Raw genomic sequence first — 25,346 nt, forward strand, 5'->3', positions numbered from 1 at the left:
AGATCACTTTTTACGGCGCACTATATCGTTTAAACCATGCTGCACCATAAAGTCACCCCTGAAAGTCCGATAGGCATTTTTGACTCCGGTATCGGAGGGCTGACCGTGGTCAAGGCCATACGTGCAGCACTCCCTTCCGAACGGCTTATCTACTTCGGCGATACGGCTCGCGTTCCCTACGGACCGAAATCCCAGATTACCATCCGCAAGTACGCCGCTGACGACACCGCCATACTCATGCGCTATCAGCCAAAACTGATTATTGTTGCCTGCAACACCGTTTCTGCCCTTGCTCTTGATGTGGTTGAAAAATCGTGCAGCGGCATCCCGGTTATCGGCGTTCTGAAAGCCGGCGCTGAACTGGCTGTGCAGGTGACCGGAAACAACCGCATCGGGGTTATAGGAACCCAGGCGACGGTCTGCTCGAACGCCTACGCACGGGAGATCAACCTGCTGAATGAGGAGAGTGCTGTGGTTTCAAAAGCCTGCCCGCTCTTTGTTCCGCTCGCCGAAGAGGGCTTTATTGACCACCCTGCCACAAAACTCATTGCCGGGGAGTATCTGGCAGAGATCCGCAAGCATGATATCGATACCCTGGTACTCGGCTGCACACACTACCCGATCCTTAAGCGGGTGATTGCTGACATTGTCGGACCCGGCATCCGCATAATCGACTCGGCAGAAGCGGTTGCCCTCAAAACAAAAGAGCTTCTCACCGAGTCCGCTCTGCTCAACGCTGCTGCAACCCCGTCAGTTCCTCACCTGCTGGTGAGCGATCTGCCTCAGAAATTCAGCCAGCTCTACCAGCTTTTTATGGGTTCGGAGCTGCCGGATGTTGAATTGGTTGAGGTATAATGGGCACCTCTATTTATTTATTCCGAAACCCGATTACTGCGTTGGGTGGTGCACGAAATCCTCATGTACAACCTGTACACTCCGGTTTCTGTGCTCCATCCGCCTTGTTCTCGGGCTTCTCACGACAATAAATAGAGGTGCCCTAATACCGGAAAGAGCCACTCCCCTCTTTTTCACCTTTGCCTTTTGCCGTCACAGTTGTTACTTTTGACTTTTCCTATTGACCTTAATCTCTACAGCGTGAAAGTAAACCTCGACCGTACTTCATCAGGTTTCTGCATAGGAGTGCAGGGCACCATCCATGTCGCTGAAGAAAAACTCCAGGACCCCCAGGGATTATTCTCGCTCGGCGATGTCGTCCACAATGAGGCCGAGGTAAAACGGCTGGAAGCGCTCGGACTTGTCACGATTGATGAAGCCGCATTCAGGGAGCTTAAAAACGCCAAAGTCCTCATCAGGGCTCACGGGGAGCCCCCATCGACCTACAAAATTGCCGAAGCGAACAATCTTGAAGTTACCGATACCACCTGCCCTGTCGTCTCCCGGCTTCAGCGAACAACCAGAGCGCTGCATGAACTGGGCTACCAGATCATCATTTACGGCAAACCGACCCATCCTGAAGTTATCGGCATCAACGGTCAGTGTGCAAACAGCGCCATTATCATCAAGCATGCCGACCTCAGCGACCCGGAAGAGACAAAGGCACTTGACGCAGCAAAAAAAACCGCGCTCATCAGCCAGACCACGATGGATGTTCCGGGATTTTATGAACTCAAGCGGAATCTTGAAGCACGATTCTCTCCCGACTCACCCTCTGAGTGGATGGCAATACGCGACATTGATATTACGGCCGAAATGACCGGTGTCCGCCCCATGCCACGCCATATCTTCAAGGATACCATCTGCCGGCAGGTGTCAAGCCGCAACCAAAAGCTGCACGATTTTGCACTTGCCAATGAAGTGATCATCTTTGTTGCCGGTAAAAAAAGTTCCAACGGCCAGGTGCTCTACAATATCTGCAGGGATGCAAATCCCCGGAGCTACTTCATCGAGGATGTCGAGGAGATTCAGCCGGAGTGGCTCCTCTCCCTTAACGGCAGCGGTGTTGCCAGTGCCGGTATCTGCGGCGCAACCTCAACACCGATGTGGCTCCTTGAAAAGGTGGCAAACTATATCGAAAGCAACTTCTCCTGAAGATACCGACATGAATGAACTCTCTCTGACCATCAACGGACGGCCTGTTACGGTGGCTCCCGGCGCAACAATTCTTGACGCCGCCACGGGCGCAGGAATCGAAATCCCGACACTCTGTTTCAACAAGTCGCTTGATGCAACCGGTTCATGCTGGATGTGCATTGTGGAACTCAAGGGGAAAAACCGTTTTGTGCCTGCCTGCGACACACTGGTGATGGAGGGAATGGTGGTTGAAACTGAAAACGAGGCGCTCAGCTCAATGAGGCGGCAGTCGATTGAACGCATCATTGAACAGCATAGCGGAGACTGCATGGGCCCCTGCGAGCTCACCTGTCCTGCCGGATGCGATATCCCCGACTTTATTGATGCCATTGCCCGCCATGATGAGCGGGAGGCCATAAAAATCATCAAGGAGAGTATCCCCCTCGCCGGAATTCTCGGCCGGATCTGCCCTGCACCCTGTGAGGATGAGTGCAGAAGACACGGAATCGACAACCCCGTCTCGATCTGCGCCCTGAAGCGCTATGCCGCAGACAGCGATGCACAGTCGAGTGAGCGATATCTGCCTGAACTCCCGGAAAACAGCGGCAAAAAGGTTGCCATAGTCGGCAGCGGACCGGCCGGTCTTACCGCGGCTTTCTTTCTTCGCCGCAAGGGCCACGCTGTAACCGTTCTTGAATCCGGCACTGAAGCCGGAGGCATGATGCGCTACGGTATCCCCCGCTTCCGGCTGCCCGAATCGGTCATCGAAAGTGACCTTGCGACCCTCCGGGATATGGGTATCGAGTTCCGTTTCAACTCCGAATTCGGCACAGCGGTCACACTGAACGCCGTAAAGAGTGAGTTTGACGCCCTCTTTCTTGCCGTCGGAGCACAGAAAGCTTCAACCATGAACATTCCCGGTGAAGATATTCCTGGAGTTGTGAGCGGTATCTCTTTTTTGCGTAAATCTGCTTTTGCTCCTCAAATGCTACCCGGAGCACGCGTGGTAGTGACAGGTGGCGGCAATACGGCCATTGACGCGGCAAGAACAGCCATACGGCTCGGGGCATCCAGCGTCACGATACTCTACCGTCGAACCATCAAGGATATGCCGGCCAACCGTGCCGAAATAGAGGAGGCTCTTGCCGAAGGAGTCACCATTGTCGAACGGGTCGCGCCAACACTCATCCGCTCACTCAACGACCTGCTTGAAATAACCGCCATCAAAATGGAGCAGGGAGAGCCGGATGAGAGCGGCCGGAGAAGACCGGTACCGGTTCCGGGCTCGGAATTCACGGTTAAGGCCGATACCATCATCTCCGCCATCGGCCAGAAGGTCGATTCAGCAGCCGCCGGAGCGGCAGCGATAGAGAGCGGAAGTGGCGGAGAACTGCTGGTAGATCCCGAAACCCTCCAGAGTGAAACCCCCTGGATTTTTGCCGGTGGTGACTGCGTGAGCGGAGCTGACCTTGCAATCCAGGCCGTAGCCCAGGGAAAAAGGGCCGCTCACTCCATTGATCTCTTCCTCAGCGGTAAACCAGTTGTGGCAGAAAAACCCGCTTTCAACTCCTCCTTTGGAGCACGCGATGAAGCACCGGAAGCATTCTACCAGAAGAAATCTCCTGCCGGGAGAGTGCCGGTTCCGGAGCTGACCCCCGAAGTGCGCACAACATGTTTTGATGAAGTTGTAACCGGCTACACCGCTGAATCTGCCCGGGAAGAGGCTCTGCGCTGCCTCCAGTGCCGCTGCAACGCCATTGCTGATTGCCGCCTGCGCGAACTCGCCTCCCGCTACCTCCCCTCCCGGATAACCGTGCAGCACGACCATCCCGGATTCTACAAGGCAGAAAGTGCTGAAATCAGCATGGAGCGCGAAAAGTGCGTGGATTGCGGCATCTGTGTGCGCATGATCGAACAGCTTCACGGCACCGCCATCGACCTCACCATCATGACCGAAAGCTGCCCCACCGGCGCGCTATCATTGCCTGGTTGAAGAAATTCTGGATTTTGGATTTGTAGGGGCAAACCTGTGTGTTTGCCCTATTGAATTGAGGGGGCGCGAAAATATTTCTCTTCGTCCTTGCTGTCCTATTTCAAGAGAGCATTCACCCCCACACCCTCCTGCCGACAAAAAAACTCCTCTTTTCTATTCATAATTGCCGCCAGATTGTTATTCTGAAGGGTAGCGGATAATTGAACCCCATGCTTGTGACAAAGATTCCTGCACACTCTGTTGAACTGATTGCGCCTGCGGGCGACATGACCGGGCTGCTCACTGCGCTGAAAGCAGGGGCTGATGCGGTCTATTTTGGAGCTGAAGGCTACAATATGCGGGCCGGAAGCAGCAACTTCACCCCTGCGGACTTTCCGGCAATCAAGGCCCTCTGCCAGGAGTACCATGCCAAGGGGTACCTGGCGCTGAACACCATTGTCTATGACGGTGAGCTGAAAAGGATGAAGCAGACCGTGACAGCAGCAAAAAAAGCAGGATTCGATGCCATAATCTGCTCGGATATGGCCGTTATTGAAGCGTGCCGGAACGCCGATATGGCGTTTCATATCTCGACACAGGCATCGGTCAGCAGCTACAGTGCGGTAAAATTCTATGCCTCGCTCGGGGCAAAGATGATTGTATTGGCCAGAGAGCTTACCATTGAACAGGTTCGCCATATTACCGACAAAATAAAGGATGACGGGCTCGGCGTGAAGATTGAGTGCTTTGTGCATGGTGCCATGTGCGTTGCCGTGTCGGGGCGCTGTTTTATGTCGCAGGATATTTTCGGACGTTCGGCCAACCGCGGTCAATGCGTTCAGCCCTGCAGAAGGGAGTACATCATTACCGATCCGGAGGAGAACAAGGAGCTTGCGCTTGGCACCGATTATGTCATGAGTCCCCAGGACCTCTGCACCATTGAGTTTATTGATGTGCTGATTGACGCTGGCATCAGCGCCTTCAAGATTGAGGGGCGCAGCCGCAGCCCTGAATATGTGCATACGGCAACAGCTGCCTATCGCACGGCAATCGACTTCTGTATAAACCGTCGCAATGATCCACAGTTCAGAGAGGAGTACAGTGAACTGACGACAAAGCTGAAGGAGGATCTTGCCACCGTCTACAACCGGGGATTTTCAAAAGGGTTTTATTTCGGCAAACCGCTTGACGCCTGGGTCCAGGAGTACGGTTCACTCGCGAAGGAGAAAAAAACCTTTATCGGCGATATCAAAAAATACTACCCGAAAGCAGGCGTTGCCGAGATTATCATTCTCGCCCGCGGCCTCAAACAGGGGGAAAAACTCTCGATCCAGGGGCCGAAAACCGGAGTGGTCACCATCATGGCCGACTCCTTTCTCACCAACGACCTGCCCGATAACGATGCCCATAAAGGGGACAACGTCACTCTCAAATGTGCAAAGGTTCGTAAAAACGACAAGGTCTACCTTCTGGAAAAAAGACGCTGAAGCCTCCCTCCTCATATCTACCAATATTTCGCTCCTCCGGAGCGATAAATCAATTGTATTGTTTGTCCCTGCTGTCTTTCGGTCTCCTGGCAGTTTACTTACTCAACACAAAAAAACCCTATTCTCCTGGTGAACGGTTTGGTGTACATTTGCATTAAATGGCTTACGTTTATTGTATAAACTCAACTGAAACATTAGTCATGGGAAGTCAACTCGAATTGCTCGAAGCTGAAGCACTGAAACTATCCGCTGGTGATAGAGCTGCTCTCGCCCAATTGTTGCTCTCCAGTCTTGATGAAGATACCGGGATTGAAGATTCCTGGGATATCGAAACTGCGAGAAGAATAGCGGACATTGAAAATGGAGTGGTACAACTCATCCCACTCTCTGATGCACTTGCAAAAGTTCGTGCTGCACTGAAGTGAAGCTCGTTACCTGGCTGTGGCACATCACATGCGGCGACCTGGATACTGGGCTCAACGCAAATAAACCCTTTTAGTCCTTTTCCCCCATTGCTCAAAAAAAGAGCCTTTTCTCTTGCTGAACGCTTTTGTGTACCTTTCAGTATAGTTCACAAGCATTCTCATTCAGGACTGCACAAGGCAAGGAGAGCAGGACGATGATCTACAAAATCATATCCAAAGCCGAGTTCAAACGCTTTATTGATGCACTGGTCAGGAGCAACAGCTCATTCGGGCCGCGCATGGTCGATACCGACAGCAGGGGTGAGGCGGTCTACCAGTTTCAGCCGGTCTCTTCGGTTGACGAGATAGCGTTCGACTACACCCGAACAGCCTCCTCTGCCAAGCATTTTTTTCTCCCCTTTCGCCAGGAGCTGTCGCGCTTTCACTTTCACGATGACGACTGGGATCAGAAGGTATCCTATGAAGCCGATCCCGTGGTGCTTTTCGGTCTCAGAGCGTGCGACATCAGCGCACTGAATATTCTTGATGATGTTCTGCTCAACGGCCACTTCCCTTCAGCATACTATCTTGCAAAACGCAAGAACACCTTTGTGATCGGCATGGATCACCTGCCGCTTCCCGACTGTTTCTGCAAGTCGATGAACCATCACACCGTTCCGACCGGATTCAACCTCTTCTGTTCCGATATCGGAGATGAGTACTATCTGGCCATCAACTCCTCCAAAGCCTTCAATTTCCTTAGGGAGTTCGAAACCCGGGATCCTCAATACGATGAAAACTGCCGTCTGGCTGAACGCCGAAAGCTTATCAGCAGCAGTTTTCGAACCGAGATTGATGTCACCGGACTTCCGGCAATTCTCGATATCGAGTTTGACTCCCCGGTCTGGAAAAAATGGGGCGACAAATGCCTCAGCTGCGGAACCTGCGCCATGGTCTGCCCGACCTGCTACTGCTACTCGGTTGAGGAGTCATTCGAGTCCGACCTGCAAAGCTCCTCACGCCAGAAAAGACTCTACTCATGCAACCTTGTCGACTTTGCCGCTGTCGCGGGCGGACACAACTTCCGTCCAAAGAACGGTGACCGGCTCAAATACCGCTACTACCATCAGCACCGGGGGTTTGCCGAAAATGCCAACCAGCAGATCTGCGTTGGATGCAACCGGTGCGGGAAAGCATGTCTTGCGGGAATCAACCCGAAGGATGTCATCAACGACCTAAGACTGGAGAAGGATACATGCACGACCAGCGTTTCGTCATCCCCCGCCAGGAGCTGAACCGGGAGGATTTTGCATCATCGGTGCCGGACTTCAACCGCCGCTCGGAGGTGATGAATACCGACATGGGCTATAAATGCACCGTCACCAATATTGTCCGGCTCACCCGACAGGAAAAACTCTTCCAGATCCGCATTATCGATCCGGTGGAGAGGGCGCTGTTCAGGTTCCGGCCGGGCCAGTTTCTGATGCTGGAACTCCCAGGTTACGGAGAGGTACCTATCTCCATATCCAGCTCAAGCACCAACCATGAGTTTCTCGAACTCTGTATCCGCAAGGCCGGCAGTGTGACCACAGCACTCTTCAATGCCGGTGAGGGAGCCCGTGTAGCCATACGGGGCCCCTTCGGATCATCGTTTCCCATGGATGAGATGGCCGGTCATAACGTCCTGCTGATCGCCGGAGGACTCGGCATTGCGCCGCTTCGCGCGCCGCTCTTCTGGATAAACGAGCACCGCAACCGCTTTCTTGATGTCAGCCTGCTCTACGGGGCAAAAGATCCGTCACAACTGCTCTTCACCTGGCAGTTCAACGAGTGGGACATGATCAGCCATATCGGACTGCACACCATTGTCGAGCATGGTTCCGAAGAGTGGACAGGCAAAACCGGCATGATCACCGATCTCTTTAATGATATTTCCATTGATCCGGCAACAACATACGCCATTGTCTGCGGGCCGCCGGTGATGTTCAAGTTTGTCTGCGGCTGGCTCGACGGGCTCGGCATACCGATGAACCGGATGTTTGTCTCTCTTGAACGGCGAATGCACTGCGGTATGGGCAAATGCTGCCGCTGCATGGTCGGATCCACCTTTACCTGTATTGACGGGCCGGTCTTTGACTACTGGTCGGTCATGAATCTCAAGGAAGCCATTTAGCACTGTAGAGCATGAATCAACAGGGATTACGCTTTGAAAAGCTGAAAATAGCCTCCTTTGACTTTACCTGCTGTGAAGGGTGCCAGTTGCAGCTCGCCAACCGGGAGTCAACGCTTGCCGACTTTCTCAGGCTGATCGACATCAGAAACTTCAGGGAGATCTCCTCCGAGCAGCATGATGATTACGACATCGCACTTATCGAAGGGAGCATCAGCCGAAGTGACGAGGTTGAGCGGCTTCTGGCAATCCGCCGCCAGGCAAAAGTGCTCGTAGCCTTCGGCACATGCGCCTGTTTCGGAGGAGTCAACAGCCTGAAAAACCGGGTTTCCGGAGAAGCCGCCGTAAGCGAAGTCTATGGGGAGATCAAGGTCGAAACCCTCCCGGTACGCAGAATCAGCGAGGTGGTCAAGGTTGATCTCTCCATACCCGGATGTCCGGTTGCAAAAGAGGAGGTGGAGCGCATTATCATAAGTCTGGTGACCGGCTCACTGGTGACACTCCCGAAATATCCGGTCTGCGTTGAGTGCAAGGCCGCGCTCAACACCTGCCTTTTTGAGCTGGGCGAAATCTGCCTCGGCCCCATCACCCGTGCCGGATGCCATGCGGTATGCACAACCGGCAAAACCCCCTGCCTCGGATGCCGTGGCCCGGCAGAGGAGATCAACATGGAGGCATTCCTCCATCTGGTCAAAGAGAGGGGGCTCAGCCGGAGCGACCTGCAGGAAAAACTTGCTTTTTACAACGCCTTTGACGCATTCACCCCATGAAGCGGGACTACACTATTGCTATCCATCACCTCACGAGAGTTGAAGGACATGCAAACATCACTATCACCGTCAGGGATGGCCAACTGATGGAGGCCCGATGGGCTGTTGTTGAAACACCAAGATTTTTTGAAGTGATGCTCAAGGGGATGAGTGCCGAACGGGTCCCTTTTCTGACCTCAAGAATCTGCGGAATCTGCTCGATCAGCCACGCACTTGCCAGTATCAGGGCGCTTGAGCGGGCCATGCATATTCTGCCTCCGGCAGTGGCGGAAAAAACAAGGCTGCTGGCCATGCACGGCGAAACCCTGCAGAGCCATGCGCTCCACCTCTTCTTTCTTGCCGCGCCCGACTTTGCCGGTACCGCAAGCATTCTGCCGCTCATGGAGTCGCACCCTGACATCGTCAGAGCGGGGCTCCAGCTCAAGGAGCTTGGCAACGAAATCAGCCGCGTCACCACCGGTCGCTGCACCCATCCGGTCAGCCTTGTGGTTGGCGGGCTCAGTAAAGCTCCTGATAAAACACAACTGGCGGCACTGCAAAAGATGATCCGGGAGAGAAAACCGCTGCTTGAAACCGCCTGTGCCTTTTTCCGGACGCTTGCCATTCCGGATTTCAGCCGCGAAACCGAGTTTATTTCACTCGCCAACGGCGTAAGCTACCCTTCGATCGGCGGTCATCTCGTTTCAAGCGACGGCGTTGAGAGGGACGAAAACGACTATCTGTTGATGACCAACGAGTACACAAAGGAGTTTTCAACCTCGAAATTCACCCGGCTCAGCCGTGAAACCTCTGCGGCAGGAGCGCTTGCACGCTTCAACAACAGCAGCGCCTTTCTGCACCCTGAAGCACTGAAGGCGGCTGAAAGCTTCGGCCTCAGGCCGGTATGCCACAACCCCTTCATGAACAATATTGCGCAGCTTGTCGAGTGCGTGCATATTCTTGAGGATGCCGAACTGCTGATCGATTCACTCCTCGACTCGGAGCTGACGGCAGTCAAAACACCCTGGAATCCACAGGCAGGTTCAGCCACCGGCGCCGTGGAAGCGCCGCGGGGCATCCTCTACCACCACATGGAGACCGATTCAGAAGGCAGGGTTGTCAGGGCTGACTGTATCATCCCCACCACGCAGAACAACGCCAACATCGACCTTGACCTGAAGGCTATAGCGGAGTGGGCGCTCGAAAAAGGAAAAAATGACCGGGAAATTGAAAAGCTCTGCGAAATGGTGGTACGTTCATACGACCCGTGTATTTCATGCTCGGTGCACTGAACTTCCTGATCGGTCGGATCCTTCCAATCTGACCGATCCGACTGATCAATCAAACCTTCACAACCCCTCTGCACCCGGGGTAGCCGCTGCAGCCCCAAAACTGTTTACCATCGTTTATTCCGGCCCTGGCCGTCCGCAACACCATGGGCTTGCCACATTGCGGACACGGGGGAATGGAATCGCCGGATTCCGACTCCCGCTGAAGGTCCTCACGCTTGCGAGCCCGCTCGACCAGACGGGCTGCAGCAAGTTGCTCACTGTAACCTCCCCCTTCAACGAAGGCCGCCTCCAGCGCGGCAATCTGCCGGTCGAGCAGGTAATTCGCCTGATGGATAAGGCAGATAATCGCATTGGCCCGAACCTCAGGACTTTCATGCTCCAGCCAGGGGGCATAGAGCTCCCACCGTTCCTGATCAGTCAGATCAGTCAGATCAGTCAGATCCGACTGATCCGACTGATCGCTCCTGAACCGTTTCGGCAGATCGCGAACGGTGTGCGCTTCTTCGCCCGAAGGAGGCCATTGCATCAGATGCCGGTGGCGCAGATAGTCCTCAAAATCAAGCAGAAGCTCCTCAAGGCTGGCCCGGGCAACATTGATCAGCCGCAGTTCTGTCTGGGAAGAGGTTGCCGCAGCACGGCTACCTTCAGCTATGTTCTGCCGTCCTGAACGGGCTGCCTGGATCATCTGATCCAGCGTCCGCGATCTCGAATCAATGAACTTCTCGCAAAACCAGTACGTAGCATCGTAGATCAGAGTGGCCGTCTGAAAACCGGCGGTCTTACGATAACCGCCGCTCGGTCGAAGCTTTTTGGTCCGGTTCATGCTGAGATAATGAGAATGTCTTTAGGACAGCTCTTCTATCAATTTGTTCCGCAGTTCGAATACAATCAGACTGATCTGTCTGATCTGTCTGATTTGTCTGATCCAGGAAAAGTCGGCGGAAAAACACGCATTTTTATGTTACAAAATACGCGTTATTTTCAAAATATTAAAATCCACGGTCTCATAACAACAACACAGAACATCCGGATCGGTCAGATCTGTCCGATCCGGATGTTCTGATAAATCAGACGATCTCAACCAGTTCGATCTCGAAGGTGAGGGTCTGACCGGCAAGCGGATGGTTGGCATCAAGCGTAACCGAGGTGTCGCTGAGATCGACCACCATCACAATAGCCTGCTGGCCGTCGGTAAGCCCGACCTGTAGCTGCTGACCGATTTCAAGCTCCATATCGGCAGGAAAGCGTTCGCGGTCAACGGCGGTGACCAGCTCCCTGCTGTGCACTCCGTAGGCATCCTCGGGTGCGATAACCGATACCCTGATCTCTCCGGGAGCCATATCCATCACGGCGATGTCGAAACCGCGTATAACCTGTCCTCCACCGATGGTAAACTCAAGCGGCTCACGATCAGCCGATGTGTCGAACATGGTGCCGTCATCCAGTGTTCCGGTATAGTGTACTTTTACAATATCTCCCTCTTTGGCTTTAGCCATGCGTCCTCCTTTTTAAACTGATCGAAATATTTACCTTATGCAACCCGGACCTCTGCCGGCAGGCTCTCACCTTTCCCGCTGAGGAGAAAGAGATGGCCCGGCACAGGCAACGATCAGAATGGTCAGCGAAACTAAGGGAAAAAAACAAAAAATCCACATTTTTTTCTGACACCACTACTGGCACTGCCCAACGAAGCAATCGAATCGCGGAATAGATTTATAGCGGTTGCCTATGCTTCACCCGGCGGCATATTCCGCTCCATCTCCATCCTCAGTTTCGGCAAACCTTCCGGGAAATTGGCCCGCAGAAACTCGATAAGCGCTTCACGCACAAAGCAGCGCAGCTCCCAGAGATCCGAAGAGTTGGCCGCACTGACAAGCGCCCGCATCTGAACCGATCTCTCCGTGGTATTGGTCACATGCAGCTTGACTACCCGCCTGTCCCAGAGCGGCGTCAAAGCGACAATGCGCTCAAGCTCTGTTCGTATTGTATCAGGCGGGATGAGGTAGTCCATGGAAAAGAGCACCGTACCAAGCAGCTCCGGCGAAGTGCGGGTCCAGTTCTGAAAGGGACGGTCGATAAACCAGGTGATGGGAACAATCAGACGGCGCTGATCCCAGAGCTGCACAACCACATAGGTAAGGGTGATCTCATCGATACGGCCCCACTCATTTTCAACAACCACAACATCACCGATGCTGATCGGCTGGGTTATGGCAATCTGTATCCCCGCCACGAGGGTAGCAAGACTCTTCTGGGCGGCAAAACCGAGGATGACACCGGCAATACCAGCCGAAGCAAGAATGCTCAGCCCGACCTGACGAACCGTATCAAAGGTCATCAGCACCGAAGATACACCGAGAAGAACAATCAGCACATTGAGAATCTTGCGCGCAAGGCTGACATGGGTGGAGATTTTCCTGGCCGCCTCATTTTCCCGGACTCTGGAGGAATAGTGCTGCAAAACAATGTGTTCAAAGACCCTGAAGAGGCGCATCATAAACCATGCGACGGCAATAACGGCAACGATGAGCAAAGCGTGGCGCAGAATTTCATGCAGCTCCGGGGGGAGTGCAATGGAGTGCAGCAGTGCGGAGAGACCAATGAGGGTAACGAGCATCCTGAACGGCCATGCCATCAGCTCATAGGGAACCGTGATCCCCTTGAGTGAGAGGCGGACAGCGGCAATGACTTTCCGGAAAAGCGTGTTCGCTGCCAGATAAAAAAGAGTGGCAAGCAGAAAAATAACTGCAGGAATGATGTATGGGCCCTGTAACAAACTCCTGAATTCCGCTACACTGTCCATAGGCACAAAACTATTGGCTGATACCGGGCCTGGCAGCCCGGATATGCTGTTTGCTTAACCCTTCAGCCGTGCAAATTCACTCTTCGAGCGGCTCACACAATCCTCAATAGCCATACCGCCGAAATAGTTGCCGGTCAAAAGCAGATTCTTTTTGGCGGCAAGCATGCTCTCCATCCTGTCGAGCCACTGGTGGTGGCCAAGACGAAGCGTCGGTACGGTGTTGATTTTTGCCTCCGTGTGCTCGATTTTCGACATGCTGACGCCAAGTACCTCGGTAATCCGTGCTCTTTTGGTCTTGTCGTCAAGGCCCGGCTTGAAATGAAAGGTAAAACCACGAAAATTCTCATCAGCCACCGTATCACGTGACACGACCGAATAGAAGATATCATTCGGAGAGATCAGCGCAGCGACCGGTTTGAGTGAGATATTTGCCTTTTGTACAATCACGCCGACAGAATCGACCTCAGCAGCTTTGAGCTGACCGAGATGTGTGGCTATATCCGGGTTAATATCCCGCAACAGTGATGCAGAGACTGCGGAAGGTGTAGCAAGAACCAGTGTTTTTGCAGAATATGCACCGCCATCATCGCCGCCCCGGATAATATAGCGGCCATCAACATACTCGATCGAACTCACCTCGCGGCTTGTAAAGATGTTCAGACCGTTGGTTGCAGCAATCACCTTTGCCACGCTCTGGAGTCCGTGAGTAAAGGTATAGTTTTTAAGCACATCCTTGCGTTTCTCCCTGCTTTTGAACATCATGTCGGCAGGAAAATCGTCGGTTGGCTGGGAGGGAACCGCATTAAAAAAATGGCTGATCACCTCATTATAGTTCTTCTCCCCTACAATTTTTGAATAGTAGGACCTGACACTCTGGCCGGTTTTCTTCAGTTTGAAGAGATTTGGAGCAGCAAAAAGCAGTTCCGGAATATTGAGCTGGGAGACAATCGATTTGACTTTGCCGTCAATATAGAGGGAGAAAGGAACCTTTTCACGGGGAATGATCGTATTCATGATTCCGCTCTCTTCAACAATATCAAGCAGATTCTGGTATGAGCTGTAGCAGGTGTGGGCTCCAAGTTCCAGCCAGAATTTCTTCCCGTTTGCATGGTACTGGTGGGAAGCGAAAGAACCTCCGGTTGTGTCGTTTTTTTCGAGCAGCGTCGTTTTCAGGCCGGCCTTCACACAATAGTAGGCAAGGCTCAGTCCACTGATTCCGCCGCCGACAACAACGACATCGTTTTGCATCATAAATGCCAAAGTATTTCAGGGTAAAGGAGTTAACAAAACAGGCGCGGCCGGATAAAAAAAGAATCCCCGCCTCTCGCCACTAACTATACAACATTTTCGGTAGCAATTTAGCGAAAACAGTGAAGATCACCGCTGAAAAAATTGAGCATTGACCATGTTCCCGGCAGCAGAGGAGGCAAAAAACAGATCCTGACAGGTTTCTTGGTCCCCTCACGCCTGCTGTTCGTCATCACGATAGTTCTGCGAATAACGCACATAGTTCTCCGGTGACTCCTCGATATTTCGACGCTCCGCTTCTGTTATCGGCCTCATAACCTTTGCCGGAACACCGGCAACCAGCATTCCGGATGGCACCGTAAAGCCCTGCCGGACGAGCGAACCTGCGGCAACAATAGACCAGGGCTCAACAACGCAGTCATCAAGCAGAACCGCACCCATGCCGATGAGCACATAATCCCTGACCGTACAGGCATGCAGTACCGCACCGTGACCTATCGTCACACAGTTTCCTATGTTCAGTGGACCGGTATCATGGGTAACATGAAGGGTTACATTATCCTGTACACTGGTTTTCTCGCCTATACGGATCGGGCAGACATCGCCCCGCACTACAGCATTGAACCAGATACTTGAAAGCGCACCGATCTCAACATCACCGATAACAAATGAGCCTTCGGTCATAAAAACCGTCTCATGTAACGTCGGCCATACACCCTTGTAAGGCATTACTTTTCCCATGCACAAAAAAAGAATTGACTTAAAAAAACAACACAACTATAAAAAACAGATGCAAGAGAAATAACCCTGAAAAATAAATTGCAGCCGAAACTATCGACCGATTTTCAGCCCTGATTTTCTGCTCACACCGGCCATACCCTTTGGTTATAAATATATAAAAGCAGAGCCATTACCAGCAATGCGCAGGGAAAACCAATCGATAAACCAGAATAGTATGCTGAAAAACAGGCGAATTTAACAAAAATCTTTTCACATTAATGTCACACTTTGCCTCTTGGTAATATTAAAAAGTTTGATGAATATTAAGTTATTGCATTCAGTTTAACTCCCTTTGAACCGCAGTGCGCGCCATGATGAAAAAAAACGGTAACTCATGCGTATCGCGAGTCCTTTGCTCTGATCCTGCAGAACGATACCGGTTGCGCATCTATCTTCGGCAACTCTGCCTTACTGTGCTCTGTGCTCTTGTTGTTTCAGCGGCAATACCCTATGATGCACAGGCAAAATCAAGACATGGGAGACACGTCAGCTCAAGGCAACATCTCCGTACAAAATCAAGCTATCAATCAGAGCCGCAAAATGCTGTTGACGTCTTCCGGCAAGCCTCAAAAAGCGTAGTCGCTATCTACAATTATGGTGACAACGGTAACCTGCAAAGTCTGGGTAGCGGTATTGTGCTGCCATCAGGGGATGTGGCGACCAATTATCATGTCATAGAAAAAGCCGGCAGGATAACGGTGATCTATCAGGGAAAAGAGTATCCGGCAAAACCCAGATATATTGACCGCTTCAGGGATCTATGCTCACTTGACACACCCGGCCTTCAAGCTTTACATGTAAGATTGGGCAATACCAGAACACTCAGCGTTGGAGCAAAAGTCTATGCCATAGGCTCTCCAAAGGGGCTGGAACTAACCTTTTCTGACGGGCTGGTCTCCCGCTTGCGTGAAGTGGAAAAAGGGTTTTACATCCAGACTACTGCCCCTATTTCACTTGGATCGAGCGGAGGCGGGCTGTTTGATGAAAATGGCCGTCTGATCGGTTTACCCACCTATTTTCTCAATCAGGGTCAGCAGCTGAATTTCGCACTGCCTGTCGAGTGGATTATCGATCTGCCCAACAGGCATGCGGCTCAAACCAAAACAAATGAACTTGCAACCGAATGGGTGAATAAAGTAAATGCCGAAGTGGAGCAGCAGGACTGGATCTCTCTGCTTGATATCTGCCAGCGCTGGTCAACAGCACAGCCACAAAACTGTTCATCATGGAGATATCTGGGGTATGCCTATATCCAGAATGGAGAGTTGTCAAAGGCTATTCCTGCCTATCAGGAAGCTGTCCGGATCAATCCCGCCAATGCTCATTATTGGTCTGATCTTGGAGCGGCCTATGGACGTGCGGGTCAGCAGACAAAAAAGATTGAAGCCTATCAGCAGGCGGTCTCTCTTGATCCTGATCTGGAAAACAGCTGGATCAATCTTGGCATAGCGTATAACGAGAACGGAAACAGTGAAAAGTCCCTTAATGCTTATCAACAGGCGCTTCGAATATCTCCGGATAACGCCGGTTCATGGACTCAACTGGGTATTATATATGGCCGGATTGGCCGGCAGGATAAGCAGATTGAGTCGTTCCAGAAAGCTGTACGTATCAATTCGGACTATAGCAATGCGTGGCTCAATCTGGGATCAGCCTATCAAAAAACAGGTCAGTTCGCCAAGGCAATTGAGGCGTTCAAGCAAGCTTTGCGCATCAATCCGGAAAACTCCGACGGCTGGCTTAAACTGGGCTTTTCCTATCGGGATATGTGTCAGTTCACCAAGGCTCTTGATTCCTATAAGCAGGCAGTGCGCATCAATCCCCAAAATTCAAATGCATGGGTCTGCCTTGGTGTTGCCCATGGAACGGCATTGAACGAAGCTGAAGAGCTGGCCGCCTATCAGGAGGCATTGCGCATCAATCCGGAAAACAATATCGCCCTCTTCAACCTCGGTCATGATTATCTTGAGCATGGCCATCAAAGTAAAAGCCTGGAGGTCTATTCACGCCTCAAGGTAGCAGAACCTGAGCTTGCCCGGATTTTCTTCACTGATTTCAATCATCTTTTTTACCCGAACATCCCGCATTAAGGCGGGCCTGGTTGAACACAAAAAGTTATGGTTGAAAAAGTTGCGCGTTGTTATCGGGCAGAAAATAATTTTTTAATCATCCGTCTATTTCTTAAATTCCTCTAATAGTAGTGACTAACATCAAAAACAAGCGGACATGAGCAACATATCAGGAGCATTTACAAACGCAGCTGAAACTTATGGACGGTTTCTGGAGGTCTTCATTGATGGTCACTGGTGGGTTGTTGGTGATGCCCTCGAAAATGTAGGCAAAACCACCAAAAGACTTGGAGCGAATGCTTATCCGCATCTTTATGGCGGTTCAGCTTCATCAGGGTTGAGAGGATCATCACCGGTAAAGGCCGGTTATGCAAAACCCTGCAAGGAAATCGCAAAACGGTTTGATTAAGATTTTGCGGAGACCTGCACAATATTGAAAAGACGGAGCTTCGGCTCCGTTTTTTATTTCCCCCTCTTTTCTCCCGCTCGTTTCATATAAATTGTACATTAGAACGACAGGAGTGCATAAGCAGTCGGATATCACTATTTCTCTACGGGCATGAAAGCAACACTCAGCTGCAACAGGTTAAAAAAGATCTATAACAAACGGGAAGTTGTCAAAAGCTCATCCATAGAGGTTAAGCAGGGTCAGATTGTGGGTCTGCTCGGGCCGAACGGAGCCGGTAAAACAACAACGTTCTACATGATTGTCGGGCTTGTCCGACCGGATGGCGGAGATGTTTTTCTTGATTCACTGAACATTACCCGCATACCGATGTACAAGCGGGCCCGTCTCGGTATCGGTTATCTCCCCCAGGAAGCCTCCGTATTCCGAAACCTCACCGTTGAAGAGAATATCCTGAGCGTACTCGAATTCACCTCCCTTTCAAAACCGGAACGGCAGGAAAAAACCGACCGGATGCTTGAGGATCTGAACATCACGGCGATACGCAAAAACATGGGCTACACCCTGTCGGGTGGCGAACGCCGTCGAACAGAGATCGCAAGGGCACTGGCTCTTGACCCGAAATTCATTCTGCTTGATGAACCGTTTGCCGGTGTGGACCCAATTGCCGTGGAGGATATCCAGCAGATTGTTGAAGGGCTTGTCCGGCGCGACATCGGCGTCCTCATCACCGATCATAATGTGCATGAAACGCTCTCCATAACCAGCCATGCCTACCTGCTCTTTGACGGAAGCATCTTTATGCAGGGAACACCTGAAGAGATCGCCGACAACCCGGAGGTCAGAAAAATGTACCTTGGCGAAAAATTCAGCCTCGACCGATACTGAGCCCTCCCTCTGTGAGCGGTACCGAAAAGGAACATGCGCAACCCGTTCAGGCTCAACCTCCCATAAATACAACCAGCACAATAACAGCCTATCCGCCTGCACTCTTGCTGATCGGCACGGGTCGAGCTGTATGCACTTTGTGACTGATAACGTCTTCCGAAGCAAATTGAAAGCAGGCCGAAAGCAATTTCTCCGCGCCTCAGGAAACTTTAATAGATAAAGCCGGTGTTCTTATAAGTGCATAGCAGTCGTAACCATAGCTCCTCTCCCTGATTTGATCGAAAACATCCAAACCGATTAACCGGAGGCAAGTGCACGATGAATATTCTTCTGATCTATCCCGAATTCCCTGATACTTTCTGGAGTTTCAAACATGCCCTGAAATTTGTCAATAAAAAAGCATCGCTTCCTCCCCTCGGCCTCCTGACGGTAGCCGCAATGCTGCCTGAAAGCTGGGAGAAAAAACTGGTTGACCTCAATACCGCTCTTCTCCGGGCTGATGATATTGCCTGGGCAGACATGGCATTTATCAGCGCAATGGCTGTCCAGCAGGAATCAGCCCGAAAGGTCATCGAACTCTGCAATACCGCCGGATTGACCATAGTTGCCGGAGGCCCTCTCTTTACTTCCGAACATGAAGATTTTCCGTCGGTTGACCATTTTGTGCTGAACGAAGCCGAGTTGACCCTTCAACCCTTTCTTGATGACCTTCTGAACGGTAGTCCGAAAAAACTCTATTCCACCGATCTCTTTGCGGACATCAGCCGGACCCCGACACCCCAGTGGAAGCTGCTCGACATGAATAAATATGCATCGATGGCTTTGCAATTTTCCAGGGGGTGCCCCTACAAATGCGACTTCTGCAATGTCACCGCTCTTCTCGGTCATAAAATCCGCACAAAAACCAGCGACCAGATCATTACGGAACTTGACGCTCTTCGCCGGCTTGGATGGCAGGACAGCATCTTTTTTGTCGATGACAACTTCATTGCGCACAAAACATATCTGAAAAAAGAGCTGCTTCCACGCTTGATAGCGTGGCAGAAAGGCTACAGCAGAACCATCCGGTTTTACACAGAGTGTTCGATCAACCTGGCTGATGATCAGGAGCTGATGTCGCTCATGGTTGAGGCAGGATTCGGAATGGTCTTTATCGGCATTGAAACCCCCGATGATGCCGCACTGCATGCCTGCGGCAAGCAGCACAACACTTCAAGGGACATGCTCTCCAACATCAGAAAGATTCAGCAGTCCGGCATGGAGGTACAGGGTGGCTTTATTGTCGGTTTTGACAGTGACACCCCCTCTATTTTCCAGAAACAGATCGAATTCATCCAGAAGAGCGGCATCGTTACGGCTATGGTCGGCATCCTCCAGGCTCTCCCCGGCACCAGACTCTACGACCGCATGCAGAAGGAGGGACGACTGCTGCATAACTCAAGCGGCGATAATGCCGACAGCAATACCAACTTTGTGCCGGTAATGGACCTTGAACTGCTTCGAAAAGGGTATACCGACATGATGAACCAGCTCTATGCTCCAAAATATTACTACCGGCGTATCCGGACACTGCTGAGTGAATACCGGGCACCTCGCTTAAAAAGAAGGGTCCGCTTTGACGACATGCTGGCCTTTGCCCGCTCAACCGTCCTGCTCGGTGTTGTCGGACGGGAACGGTTCCAGTACTGGAAGATGCTGATCTGGACTTTTTTCAATCGCCAGAACTCCCTGCCGCTGGCCGTAACGCTGGCCATTTACGGCCACCATTTTCGAAAGGTGTGTCAGCTGCATCTGAAAGAGGTTCGAAGAACCCCAGGATAAGCGTTCATGCACGGCATTGTATAGAGTGCATCTATATAATATTTTAATTTCCCTTGCTTCTTGAAGAAATAAAGCGTACTCTTGGAAGCAAGACCAACGGTTGGTCTGAAAACTTTCAAGTGATTTGTGCTTTTGGTTATTTGACAGTGTCTCTTTTTGATCAAGGCACGAACTACTATATGAAATTATGAATATTTACATTGGCAATCTTGATTACAGCGTAACTGAAGCTGATCTTCGTGAGACTTTCGGCGAATTCGGCGAAGTTTCAAGCGCAAGTGTCATCAACGACAAATTCACCGGCCGTTCAAAGGGTTTTGGTTTTGTTGAGATGGCAAATGATGCAGAAGCTGCTTCTGCAATCGCTGACCTCAACGACAGTGACCTGAACGGCAGAACCATCAAGGTTAACGAGGCAAAGCCCCGTGAAGAGCGTCCAGCATCCCGCTCAAGGTATTAAGCCTTACCACTACGGATAGTAAAAAAGCTGCTGTTGCAAAACAGCAGCTTTTTTTTTGCCCTCTCTAAAAGTTCAATACGCCCTTCTTTATTCCCGCCTCATCAATCCGGAAACACCGGGAAGCGCATCTCATCTCTTTCATGTGTCAGTTTGCCCGCCACGCTTTGTTGCGTATCTTTACTGATAACTCTTTACGCCTCCAACAGAAAAAACCTCATGACAGCCGAACACCTGCTTTTCGAGTCCGACGGCGGCTTTATCCGCATTCCGATCTGGGGCCATATTCCGCTGAGCGGGCCGCTGAAAAAAATCCTCTCCCACCCTTCGTTCCTGCGCCTCAAGGGTATCCGGCAGCTCTCCTTTTCCCAGCAGGTCTATCCCGGAGCCACGCATACCCGGTTTGAGCACTCCATAGGGGTCTATCATCTCATGAAACTCATTCTGCAGCGGATGCTGACAAGCAAGCTTGCGCTCACGCTTCAGGATGGCGAGTTCATATTCGATGATCACAACTGCAGGGTACTGCTCTCGGCAAGTCTGCTGCATGATATCGGCCACTTCCCGCATGCCCATATCATAGAAGAGCAGATTCCTGTTTGCGATGGTGAACCGGTATTTTCGCACCACGAGGATCTCTGCAGCCATTTCATTTACGAGAAACATCCGGGAATTCCGGCAATAGCTGAAATCCTGCAGGAGGAGTGGCAGGTCAATCCCGAGGAGGTAATAACGCTTATCAAGGGTGGAAGCGGCACCCGATTCGGGAAACTGATCAGCGGAACGCTTGATCCGGATAAGATGGACTACCTGATGCGCGATGCACACCACTGCAACATTCCTTACGGAAGCATCGATATTGAGCGTTTGATCGAGTCGTTTGTGCCTGACCCGCAGCGTGAGCGGTTTGCCATAACCGAAAAAGGAATTGCGCCGCTTGAAAGCCTGCTTTTCGCAAAATACATGATGATGCGCAACGTTTACTGGCACCATACAAGCAGAGCGCTGTCGGCAATGCTGCGCAGGCTTTTGCAGGACATTGCCGGGGAAGGGATGCTCTCAGCCAGCACCCTGCGAGAGCTCTTCTATGGCAATGCTGACGACCGGGTGCTGCATGAACTGAAACAGTTGATGCCCGATAAAACGCACCCGATCAGCGCGTTGCTGGATGATATTCTCATGCGAAGGGTATACAAGAGAGCAATCACCGTTCAACCTTACATTAAAAACTCTTCACAGGAGGATGAGCGCTGGTTTATCTATAACAGCGACAACAAAGTGCGTCGGGAGAAGGAGCTGGAGATCTGCAATTTTTTAAACAAACGCCTCCATCTCGGCCTGCATGGCCACGAGGTGCTGATCGATCCCCCATCGAAAAAGGATATTTTCGACTATGCTGACCTGAAAGAGCTGAGAGTACTGCCGACCCGATCGGAACACATCCACTACTCCCTGCAACTTGATTCGGAGTATGTTCGATTTGACGACCTGAATGAATCAGTGTTCCAATCGGACTTTATTCTCTCTTTTGAACGGTATACAAAAAAATTCAGGCTCCTCTGCCGCCCTGACCTGAGGGATCATATTGCGGCATTCCGTGAAGAGATTATGTGTCTGATGGCCAACGATCTTGACCTGTTTCGTTCAGGCAGCCTTCCTCACTAAAAAAAATCCACACTAACGGCTTTTCTCGTAGCGGCTGCCCAGCAGGAAAACCGGTCAACGTAACAGCGGATCAGGTAAACTGCTTCCAGTTGATTACGGTATGCAACACAACGGCAATGACGAGCAGAGCACTGAGCCACAACTGCGCAGACTGGAACATGCCGGTGACAACCGTCAGGACAAAAAGCAGAGCTGTAATTGCCGAAAGGATAAATGCCCCGATTGCAAAAGGGCTTGCCGAAAATCTGGTGTTAGTATGCATCGTAACGTATATAAGTATTATCTGTTTGCATGTATGGTGCCGATCTTTTCGATCTACAGTGAATAAGGTACACCCGCGAATCTTAAGAGAGTATGAAGAGCCCCTTAAACCTTGCTTAAAAATGCACCGCCACTATTTATTTGTTCTCCCGAAAGTCTGAAAATCCCGACAATTCAAAGTGGTGCCCGGAAGAGGCTGGGGGCAGATGAATAAATAATGAGAGGAAAACACCACGCTGTACTTTATCTTTATGGTAACGATACAACAAAACCCAACCGCACTATGGAACAGCAGGACAAGTTTTATAAAGGCCTTTTCTTCGGCGCCGTGCTTGGAGCTGCAGCCGGAACAATTATGGGACTGCTCTTCGCTCCGCACAAGGGAACTGAAACGCAGCAGATTATTTCCGGCAAGGTTAAGCATGCTATTGACAAGGCTTCCGAGTTGTACGAAAGCAGTGAGCATGACGCTGCCTACAATAACGATGCAAAAAAACGCTCACAGGAGATCATTGACACAGCCAGGGACGAAGCAAAAATCATCCTCAATGAGGCAAACAGCATTATCCGCGAAATCAAGGGGTATCCAAAAACCCAGGAAAACTGAGTGATGCTGACCTGGCGCAGTGCAAACACTGCTGAAGGCAGCAGAAGCCGCCATGCATTGCTTCTTCTGCACGCGTTTCCGCTCTCTGCGGCCATGTGGCAGCCACAGATTGACGCGCTCGGCGAAACCGGCTTTACCGTAGTTGCGCCCAACGCTTATGGTATTGAGGGTTCGGAGGAGAAGGAGGGGTGGAACTTTACCGATTACGCCCATGAACTTGCCGCACTTCTGGATTCGCTTGGTATTGAACGGGTCACCGTTGCCGGACTTTCAATGGGAGGCTATCAGGCTTTTGAATTCTACAGGCTCTACCCCGATAAAATCACCTCTCTGGTACTCTGCGACACGAAAGCTGAAAACGATGCCCCTGAGGCAAGAGCAGGACGCGAAGAGTTTATCCGGGCTGTAGAACAGAAAGGAGCACATGAAGCCGCAGAACGGATGATACCAAACTTTTTTTCCCCATCTACCTATACGGCAAAACCGCAACTGGTCATCGATACGCGTACCATGATTGAAAAGCAGTCGGTGCCGGTGATCAATGCCGCAATGCGGGCAATCATGACGCGCAATGACGCAACTCCGATGCTTGCGGCAATCCGCTGCCCGGTGCTGGTGGTTGTCGGTGCTGATGACAGGGTCACCCCCAAAGCAACTGCCGCTGCAATACACGACCGAATTACGGGCTCCCGTCTCCTGGTGCTTCCGGATGCCGGACACCTCTCAAACCTTGAACAGCCCGAAGAGTTCACGCACGCACTGCTTGAGCATATTGAAAATCTCATGGCATCACTGTAAATCCCTTCTGAATATTACAAGGACCACAAGGACTTCAAGGACAACAACGACGAAGAGAATAGCAGGGGCGATCATGCTGGAGCGCCCCTGCTATTCTCTTCAGGCTTCAAGGGAATCCAGCAGTTCAAAAAAGTTCGGAAACGAGACCCCTACCACGTCAATATCGGTAATGTCGAAAGAGCCGCCTGTCGCACGACCGGCAATGGCAAAGCTCATGGCTATGCGGTGATCATCGAAACTGTCGAGCACCACCGTCCCTGAAGGCGCTTGCTTACGACCGGTAACGACAAAACCGTCGGGATACTGCTCACAAACAAATCCGAGACGCTCAAGATTAACCACAAGAGCAGCAATCCGGTCGCTCTCCTTGGTCCTGAGCTCTGCGGCGTTGTGGAGCTCGAAACACCCGGTTGCAAAAGCCGATAACACGGCAAGCATGGGAATTTCATCAATGGCTATGGCGATAAGCTGCGGATCACTGATACAGAGCGGTTCTATCCGGGAAGCAGAGCTGACAAGAATATCACCGATGCTCTCTCCTCCGATCACTCTCAGGTTTTCAATGTGTAAACCCGCCCCTGCGGCCATCAGAATATCGAGAAAAGCCGCCCTTGTCGGGTTGAGACAGACATCCCTGATCATGATTTCCGATCCCCGGGCAAGCAGGCCAAGCGCAACAATAAAACAGGCGGCGGAAGGGTCTGCCGGAATATAGAAGGGCCTGGCCTCAATTTGTTTTCGGCCAGGTACCACAATAACCCGTTCACCATTCTGATCAAAACTCTCAAGACCGAGCATCACTTCGGTATGGTCACGGGAACGAACCTGCTCAATAATTCTTGATTCGCCGTCAGCATGAAGTGCGGCAAAAGCCACCAGTGACTTCACCTGCGCCGAAGGAACCGGCAGACGGTACGCTATCGGCTTCAGCGCTTTGGTGCCGTTGATAAGAATCGGGGCGGTGCCGGACGAAGAGAGTTCAATATCGGCACCCATCAAACGCAAAGGGTCAGCGACCCGTTTCATCGGACGCTTCATCAGAGAACTGTCGCCGATCAACTCACTCCGAAATGGCTGTGCGGCTAAAATACCTGCAAACATGCGCATGGTACTGCCGGAGTTATTGCACATCAAGGGTTCCGCCGGGGGCTGAAAACTCCATAATCCCCTTGACTTGATAACCACCCTGCGCTGCGTACGGCCATTGAGCTGAACGATCTCTTCCTGGCTAAGTGCTATGCCTGCTCGTTGAAGCACGCTGAGGGTTGACTGGTTGTCAAAACCTCCTGAAAAATTTGTGATCTCCGTTGTCCCTTCTGAAAGGGCACCGATAAGGGCTGCACGGTGAGAGATGGACTTGTCTGGCGGTAACGCGGTAACTTCCCCTTTGAAAACTCTCATGAGTCAGTGGATTGGTATTCACAAAAAAAAAGCAACT

General features: G+C 51.5%; 24 protein-coding genes. 17 read left to right on the plus strand and 7 right to left on the minus strand.

Features of this window, described 5'->3' with window-relative positions:
* The first annotated feature begins 36 nt into the window (after positions 1-36).
* The 9 genes from murI to CFERDRAFT_RS05870 all read left to right on the plus strand — a co-directional run bounded on the left by murI (position 37) and on the right by CFERDRAFT_RS05870 (position 10,105).
* Complete coding sequence (gene murI, locus CFERDRAFT_RS05830; RefSeq protein WP_006366262.1) at positions 37-855, plus strand: glutamate racemase; 819 nt, start codon at positions 37-39, stop codon at positions 853-855.
* Between the two features lie 240 nt (positions 856-1,095).
* Positions 1,096-2,049: a 4-hydroxy-3-methylbut-2-enyl diphosphate reductase gene (locus CFERDRAFT_RS05835; RefSeq protein ID WP_040433292.1), complete on the plus strand. Its 954-nt coding sequence runs from the start codon at positions 1,096-1,098 to the stop codon at positions 2,047-2,049.
* 10 nt (positions 2,050-2,059) lie between these two features.
* Positions 2,060-4,024 carry an FAD-dependent oxidoreductase gene (locus CFERDRAFT_RS05840; RefSeq protein WP_040433279.1) on the plus strand — a complete coding sequence of 655 codons (1,965 nt, stop codon included), beginning with the start codon at positions 2,060-2,062 and terminating at the stop codon, positions 4,022-4,024.
* A gap of 209 nt (positions 4,025-4,233) precedes the next feature.
* Entirely contained in the window at positions 4,234-5,490 is a 1,257-nt protein-coding gene (locus CFERDRAFT_RS05845; RefSeq protein WP_006366265.1) for a peptidase U32 family protein, read from the plus strand.
* 200 nt (positions 5,491-5,690) lie between these two features.
* Positions 5,691-5,915 carry an addiction module protein gene (locus CFERDRAFT_RS05850; protein ID WP_040433281.1) on the plus strand — a complete coding sequence of 75 codons (225 nt, stop codon included), beginning with the start codon at positions 5,691-5,693 and terminating at the stop codon, positions 5,913-5,915.
* A gap of 194 nt (positions 5,916-6,109) precedes the next feature.
* Positions 6,110-7,189 (plus strand): 4Fe-4S dicluster domain-containing protein, encoded by a 1,080-nt coding sequence (locus CFERDRAFT_RS05855; protein WP_006366266.1) that lies wholly within the window; start codon positions 6,110-6,112, stop codon positions 7,187-7,189.
* Between the two features lie 53 nt (positions 7,190-7,242).
* Entirely contained in the window at positions 7,243-8,067 is an 825-nt protein-coding gene (locus tag CFERDRAFT_RS05860; RefSeq protein WP_040433294.1) for an FAD/NAD(P)-binding protein, read from the plus strand.
* An 11-nt stretch (positions 8,068-8,078) separates the two neighbouring features.
* Entirely contained in the window at positions 8,079-8,834 is a 756-nt protein-coding gene (locus CFERDRAFT_RS05865) for an NADH-quinone oxidoreductase subunit B family protein (RefSeq protein WP_006366268.1), read from the plus strand.
* Positions 8,831-10,105: a Ni/Fe hydrogenase subunit alpha gene (locus CFERDRAFT_RS05870; RefSeq protein ID WP_006366269.1), complete on the plus strand. Its 1,275-nt coding sequence runs from the start codon at positions 8,831-8,833 to the stop codon at positions 10,103-10,105. The genes CFERDRAFT_RS05865 and CFERDRAFT_RS05870 overlap by 4 nt, the downstream gene beginning before the upstream one ends.
* Before the next feature lie 49 nt (positions 10,106-10,154).
* Here the strand turns inward: CFERDRAFT_RS05870 and CFERDRAFT_RS05875 are convergent, their stop codons facing one another.
* The 5 genes from CFERDRAFT_RS05875 to CFERDRAFT_RS05895 all read right to left on the minus strand — a co-directional run bounded on the left by CFERDRAFT_RS05875 (position 10,155) and on the right by CFERDRAFT_RS05895 (position 14,897).
* Positions 10,155-10,928 (minus strand): four helix bundle suffix domain-containing protein, encoded by a 774-nt coding sequence (locus CFERDRAFT_RS05875; protein ID WP_006366270.1) that lies wholly within the window; start codon positions 10,926-10,928, stop codon positions 10,155-10,157.
* Between the two features lie 244 nt (positions 10,929-11,172).
* Complete coding sequence (locus CFERDRAFT_RS05880) at positions 11,173-11,601, minus strand: FKBP-type peptidyl-prolyl cis-trans isomerase (RefSeq protein ID WP_006366271.1); 429 nt, start codon at positions 11,599-11,601, stop codon at positions 11,173-11,175.
* A 230-nt stretch (positions 11,602-11,831) separates the two neighbouring features.
* The gene (locus tag CFERDRAFT_RS05885; protein ID WP_006366272.1) at positions 11,832-12,908 is read right to left on the minus strand and encodes a mechanosensitive ion channel family protein; all 1,077 of its coding nucleotides are present in this window, start codon (positions 12,906-12,908) and stop codon (positions 11,832-11,834) included.
* Between the two features lie 54 nt (positions 12,909-12,962).
* Complete coding sequence (locus CFERDRAFT_RS05890) at positions 12,963-14,159, minus strand: protoporphyrinogen/coproporphyrinogen oxidase (protein WP_006366273.1); 1,197 nt, start codon at positions 14,157-14,159, stop codon at positions 12,963-12,965.
* Positions 14,160-14,369: 210 nt separating this feature from the next.
* Positions 14,370-14,897, minus strand: coding sequence for a gamma carbonic anhydrase family protein (locus CFERDRAFT_RS05895; protein ID WP_040433284.1), 528 nt, complete (start codon positions 14,895-14,897; stop codon positions 14,370-14,372).
* A 350-nt stretch (positions 14,898-15,247) separates the two neighbouring features.
* Here CFERDRAFT_RS05895 and CFERDRAFT_RS05900 point away from each other — a divergent pair, with 350 nt between their 5' ends.
* The 6 genes from CFERDRAFT_RS05900 (at position 15,248) to CFERDRAFT_RS05925 (ending at position 22,242) form a co-directional block, all read left to right on the plus strand.
* Entirely contained in the window at positions 15,248-17,026 is a 1,779-nt protein-coding gene (locus tag CFERDRAFT_RS05900) for a tetratricopeptide repeat protein (protein WP_006366275.1), read from the plus strand.
* A gap of 136 nt (positions 17,027-17,162) precedes the next feature.
* The gene (locus tag CFERDRAFT_RS05905) at positions 17,163-17,414 is read left to right on the plus strand and encodes a bacteriochlorophyll c-binding family protein (protein ID WP_006366276.1); all 252 of its coding nucleotides are present in this window, start codon (positions 17,163-17,165) and stop codon (positions 17,412-17,414) included.
* 150 nt (positions 17,415-17,564) lie between these two features.
* Positions 17,565-18,299: an LPS export ABC transporter ATP-binding protein gene (gene lptB / locus CFERDRAFT_RS05910; RefSeq protein WP_006366277.1), complete on the plus strand. Its 735-nt coding sequence runs from the start codon at positions 17,565-17,567 to the stop codon at positions 18,297-18,299.
* Positions 18,300-18,617: 318 nt separating this feature from the next.
* Positions 18,618-20,120 carry a B12-binding domain-containing radical SAM protein gene (locus tag CFERDRAFT_RS05915; RefSeq protein WP_006366278.1) on the plus strand — a complete coding sequence of 501 codons (1,503 nt, stop codon included), beginning with the start codon at positions 18,618-18,620 and terminating at the stop codon, positions 20,118-20,120.
* A gap of 187 nt (positions 20,121-20,307) precedes the next feature.
* Positions 20,308-20,580 (plus strand): RNA recognition motif domain-containing protein, encoded by a 273-nt coding sequence (locus CFERDRAFT_RS05920; RefSeq protein WP_006366279.1) that lies wholly within the window; start codon positions 20,308-20,310, stop codon positions 20,578-20,580.
* A gap of 216 nt (positions 20,581-20,796) precedes the next feature.
* Positions 20,797-22,242, plus strand: coding sequence for an HD domain-containing protein (locus CFERDRAFT_RS05925; RefSeq protein ID WP_006366280.1), 1,446 nt, complete (start codon positions 20,797-20,799; stop codon positions 22,240-22,242).
* Positions 22,243-22,312: 70 nt separating this feature from the next.
* Here the strand turns inward: CFERDRAFT_RS05925 and CFERDRAFT_RS05930 are convergent, their stop codons facing one another.
* Entirely contained in the window at positions 22,313-22,504 is a 192-nt protein-coding gene (locus CFERDRAFT_RS05930; protein WP_040433297.1) for a hypothetical protein, read from the minus strand.
* Positions 22,505-22,786: 282 nt separating this feature from the next.
* Between CFERDRAFT_RS05930 and CFERDRAFT_RS05935 the strand changes: the two genes are divergently transcribed.
* Together CFERDRAFT_RS05935 and CFERDRAFT_RS05940 are read left to right on the plus strand one after the other, a co-directional pair.
* A complete protein-coding gene (locus tag CFERDRAFT_RS05935) occupies positions 22,787-23,110 on the plus strand; it encodes a YtxH domain-containing protein (protein WP_040433286.1) in 324 nt (107 codons plus the stop codon).
* Positions 23,111-23,113: 3 nt separating this feature from the next.
* The gene (locus CFERDRAFT_RS05940) at positions 23,114-23,908 is read left to right on the plus strand and encodes an alpha/beta fold hydrolase (protein WP_006366282.1); all 795 of its coding nucleotides are present in this window, start codon (positions 23,114-23,116) and stop codon (positions 23,906-23,908) included.
* A gap of 99 nt (positions 23,909-24,007) precedes the next feature.
* Here the strand turns inward: CFERDRAFT_RS05940 and aroA are convergent, their stop codons facing one another.
* Positions 24,008-25,309 (minus strand): 3-phosphoshikimate 1-carboxyvinyltransferase, encoded by a 1,302-nt coding sequence (gene aroA / locus CFERDRAFT_RS05945; protein ID WP_006366283.1) that lies wholly within the window; start codon positions 25,307-25,309, stop codon positions 24,008-24,010.
* Positions 25,310-25,346: the final 37 nt, after the last annotated feature.

Origin of the sequence: Chlorobium ferrooxidans DSM 13031, assembly GCF_000168715.1 — a bacterium.
Taxonomy (GTDB): Bacteria; Bacteroidota; Chlorobiia; order Chlorobiales; family Chlorobiaceae; genus Chlorobium; species Chlorobium ferrooxidans.

Bases quoted from the DNA above. Each gene is read 5' to 3' on its own strand.
- murI (WP_006366262.1), top strand. From the start codon at position 37: ATGCTGCACCATAAAGTCACCCCTGAAAGTCCGATAGGCATTTTTGAC.
- CFERDRAFT_RS05840 (WP_040433279.1), top strand. From the start codon at position 2,060: ATGAATGAACTCTCTCTGACCATCAACGGACGGCCTGTTACGGTGGCT.
- CFERDRAFT_RS05845 (WP_006366265.1), top strand. From the start codon at position 4,234: ATGCTTGTGACAAAGATTCCTGCACACTCTGTTGAACTGATTGCGCCT.
- CFERDRAFT_RS05850 (WP_040433281.1), top strand. From the start codon at position 5,691: ATGGGAAGTCAACTCGAATTGCTCGAAGCTGAAGCACTGAAACTATCC.
- CFERDRAFT_RS05855 (WP_006366266.1), top strand. From the start codon at position 6,110: ATGATCTACAAAATCATATCCAAAGCCGAGTTCAAACGCTTTATTGAT.
- CFERDRAFT_RS05860 (WP_040433294.1), top strand. From the start codon at position 7,243: ATGAATACCGACATGGGCTATAAATGCACCGTCACCAATATTGTCCGG.
- CFERDRAFT_RS05865 (WP_006366268.1), top strand. From the start codon at position 8,079: ATGAATCAACAGGGATTACGCTTTGAAAAGCTGAAAATAGCCTCCTTT.
- CFERDRAFT_RS05870 (WP_006366269.1), top strand. From the start codon at position 8,831: ATGAAGCGGGACTACACTATTGCTATCCATCACCTCACGAGAGTTGAA.
- CFERDRAFT_RS05875 (WP_006366270.1), bottom strand. From the start codon at position 10,928: ATGAACCGGACCAAAAAGCTTCGACCGAGCGGCGGTTATCGTAAGACC.
- CFERDRAFT_RS05880 (WP_006366271.1), bottom strand. From the start codon at position 11,601: ATGGCTAAAGCCAAAGAGGGAGATATTGTAAAAGTACACTATACCGGA.
- CFERDRAFT_RS05885 (WP_006366272.1), bottom strand. From the start codon at position 12,908: ATGGACAGTGTAGCGGAATTCAGGAGTTTGTTACAGGGCCCATACATC.
- CFERDRAFT_RS05890 (WP_006366273.1), bottom strand. From the start codon at position 14,159: ATGATGCAAAACGATGTCGTTGTTGTCGGCGGCGGAATCAGTGGACTG.
- CFERDRAFT_RS05895 (WP_040433284.1), bottom strand. From the start codon at position 14,897: ATGGGAAAAGTAATGCCTTACAAGGGTGTATGGCCGACGTTACATGAG.
- CFERDRAFT_RS05900 (WP_006366275.1), top strand. From the start codon at position 15,248: ATGATGAAAAAAAACGGTAACTCATGCGTATCGCGAGTCCTTTGCTCT.
- CFERDRAFT_RS05905 (WP_006366276.1), top strand. From the start codon at position 17,163: ATGAGCAACATATCAGGAGCATTTACAAACGCAGCTGAAACTTATGGA.
- lptB (WP_006366277.1), top strand. From the start codon at position 17,565: ATGAAAGCAACACTCAGCTGCAACAGGTTAAAAAAGATCTATAACAAA.
- CFERDRAFT_RS05915 (WP_006366278.1), top strand. From the start codon at position 18,618: ATGAATATTCTTCTGATCTATCCCGAATTCCCTGATACTTTCTGGAGT.
- CFERDRAFT_RS05920 (WP_006366279.1), top strand. From the start codon at position 20,308: ATGAATATTTACATTGGCAATCTTGATTACAGCGTAACTGAAGCTGAT.
- CFERDRAFT_RS05925 (WP_006366280.1), top strand. From the start codon at position 20,797: ATGACAGCCGAACACCTGCTTTTCGAGTCCGACGGCGGCTTTATCCGC.
- CFERDRAFT_RS05930 (WP_040433297.1), bottom strand. From the start codon at position 22,504: ATGCATACTAACACCAGATTTTCGGCAAGCCCTTTTGCAATCGGGGCA.
- CFERDRAFT_RS05935 (WP_040433286.1), top strand. From the start codon at position 22,787: ATGGAACAGCAGGACAAGTTTTATAAAGGCCTTTTCTTCGGCGCCGTG.
- CFERDRAFT_RS05940 (WP_006366282.1), top strand. From the start codon at position 23,114: ATGCTGACCTGGCGCAGTGCAAACACTGCTGAAGGCAGCAGAAGCCGC.
- aroA (WP_006366283.1), bottom strand. From the start codon at position 25,309: ATGAGAGTTTTCAAAGGGGAAGTTACCGCGTTACCGCCAGACAAGTCC.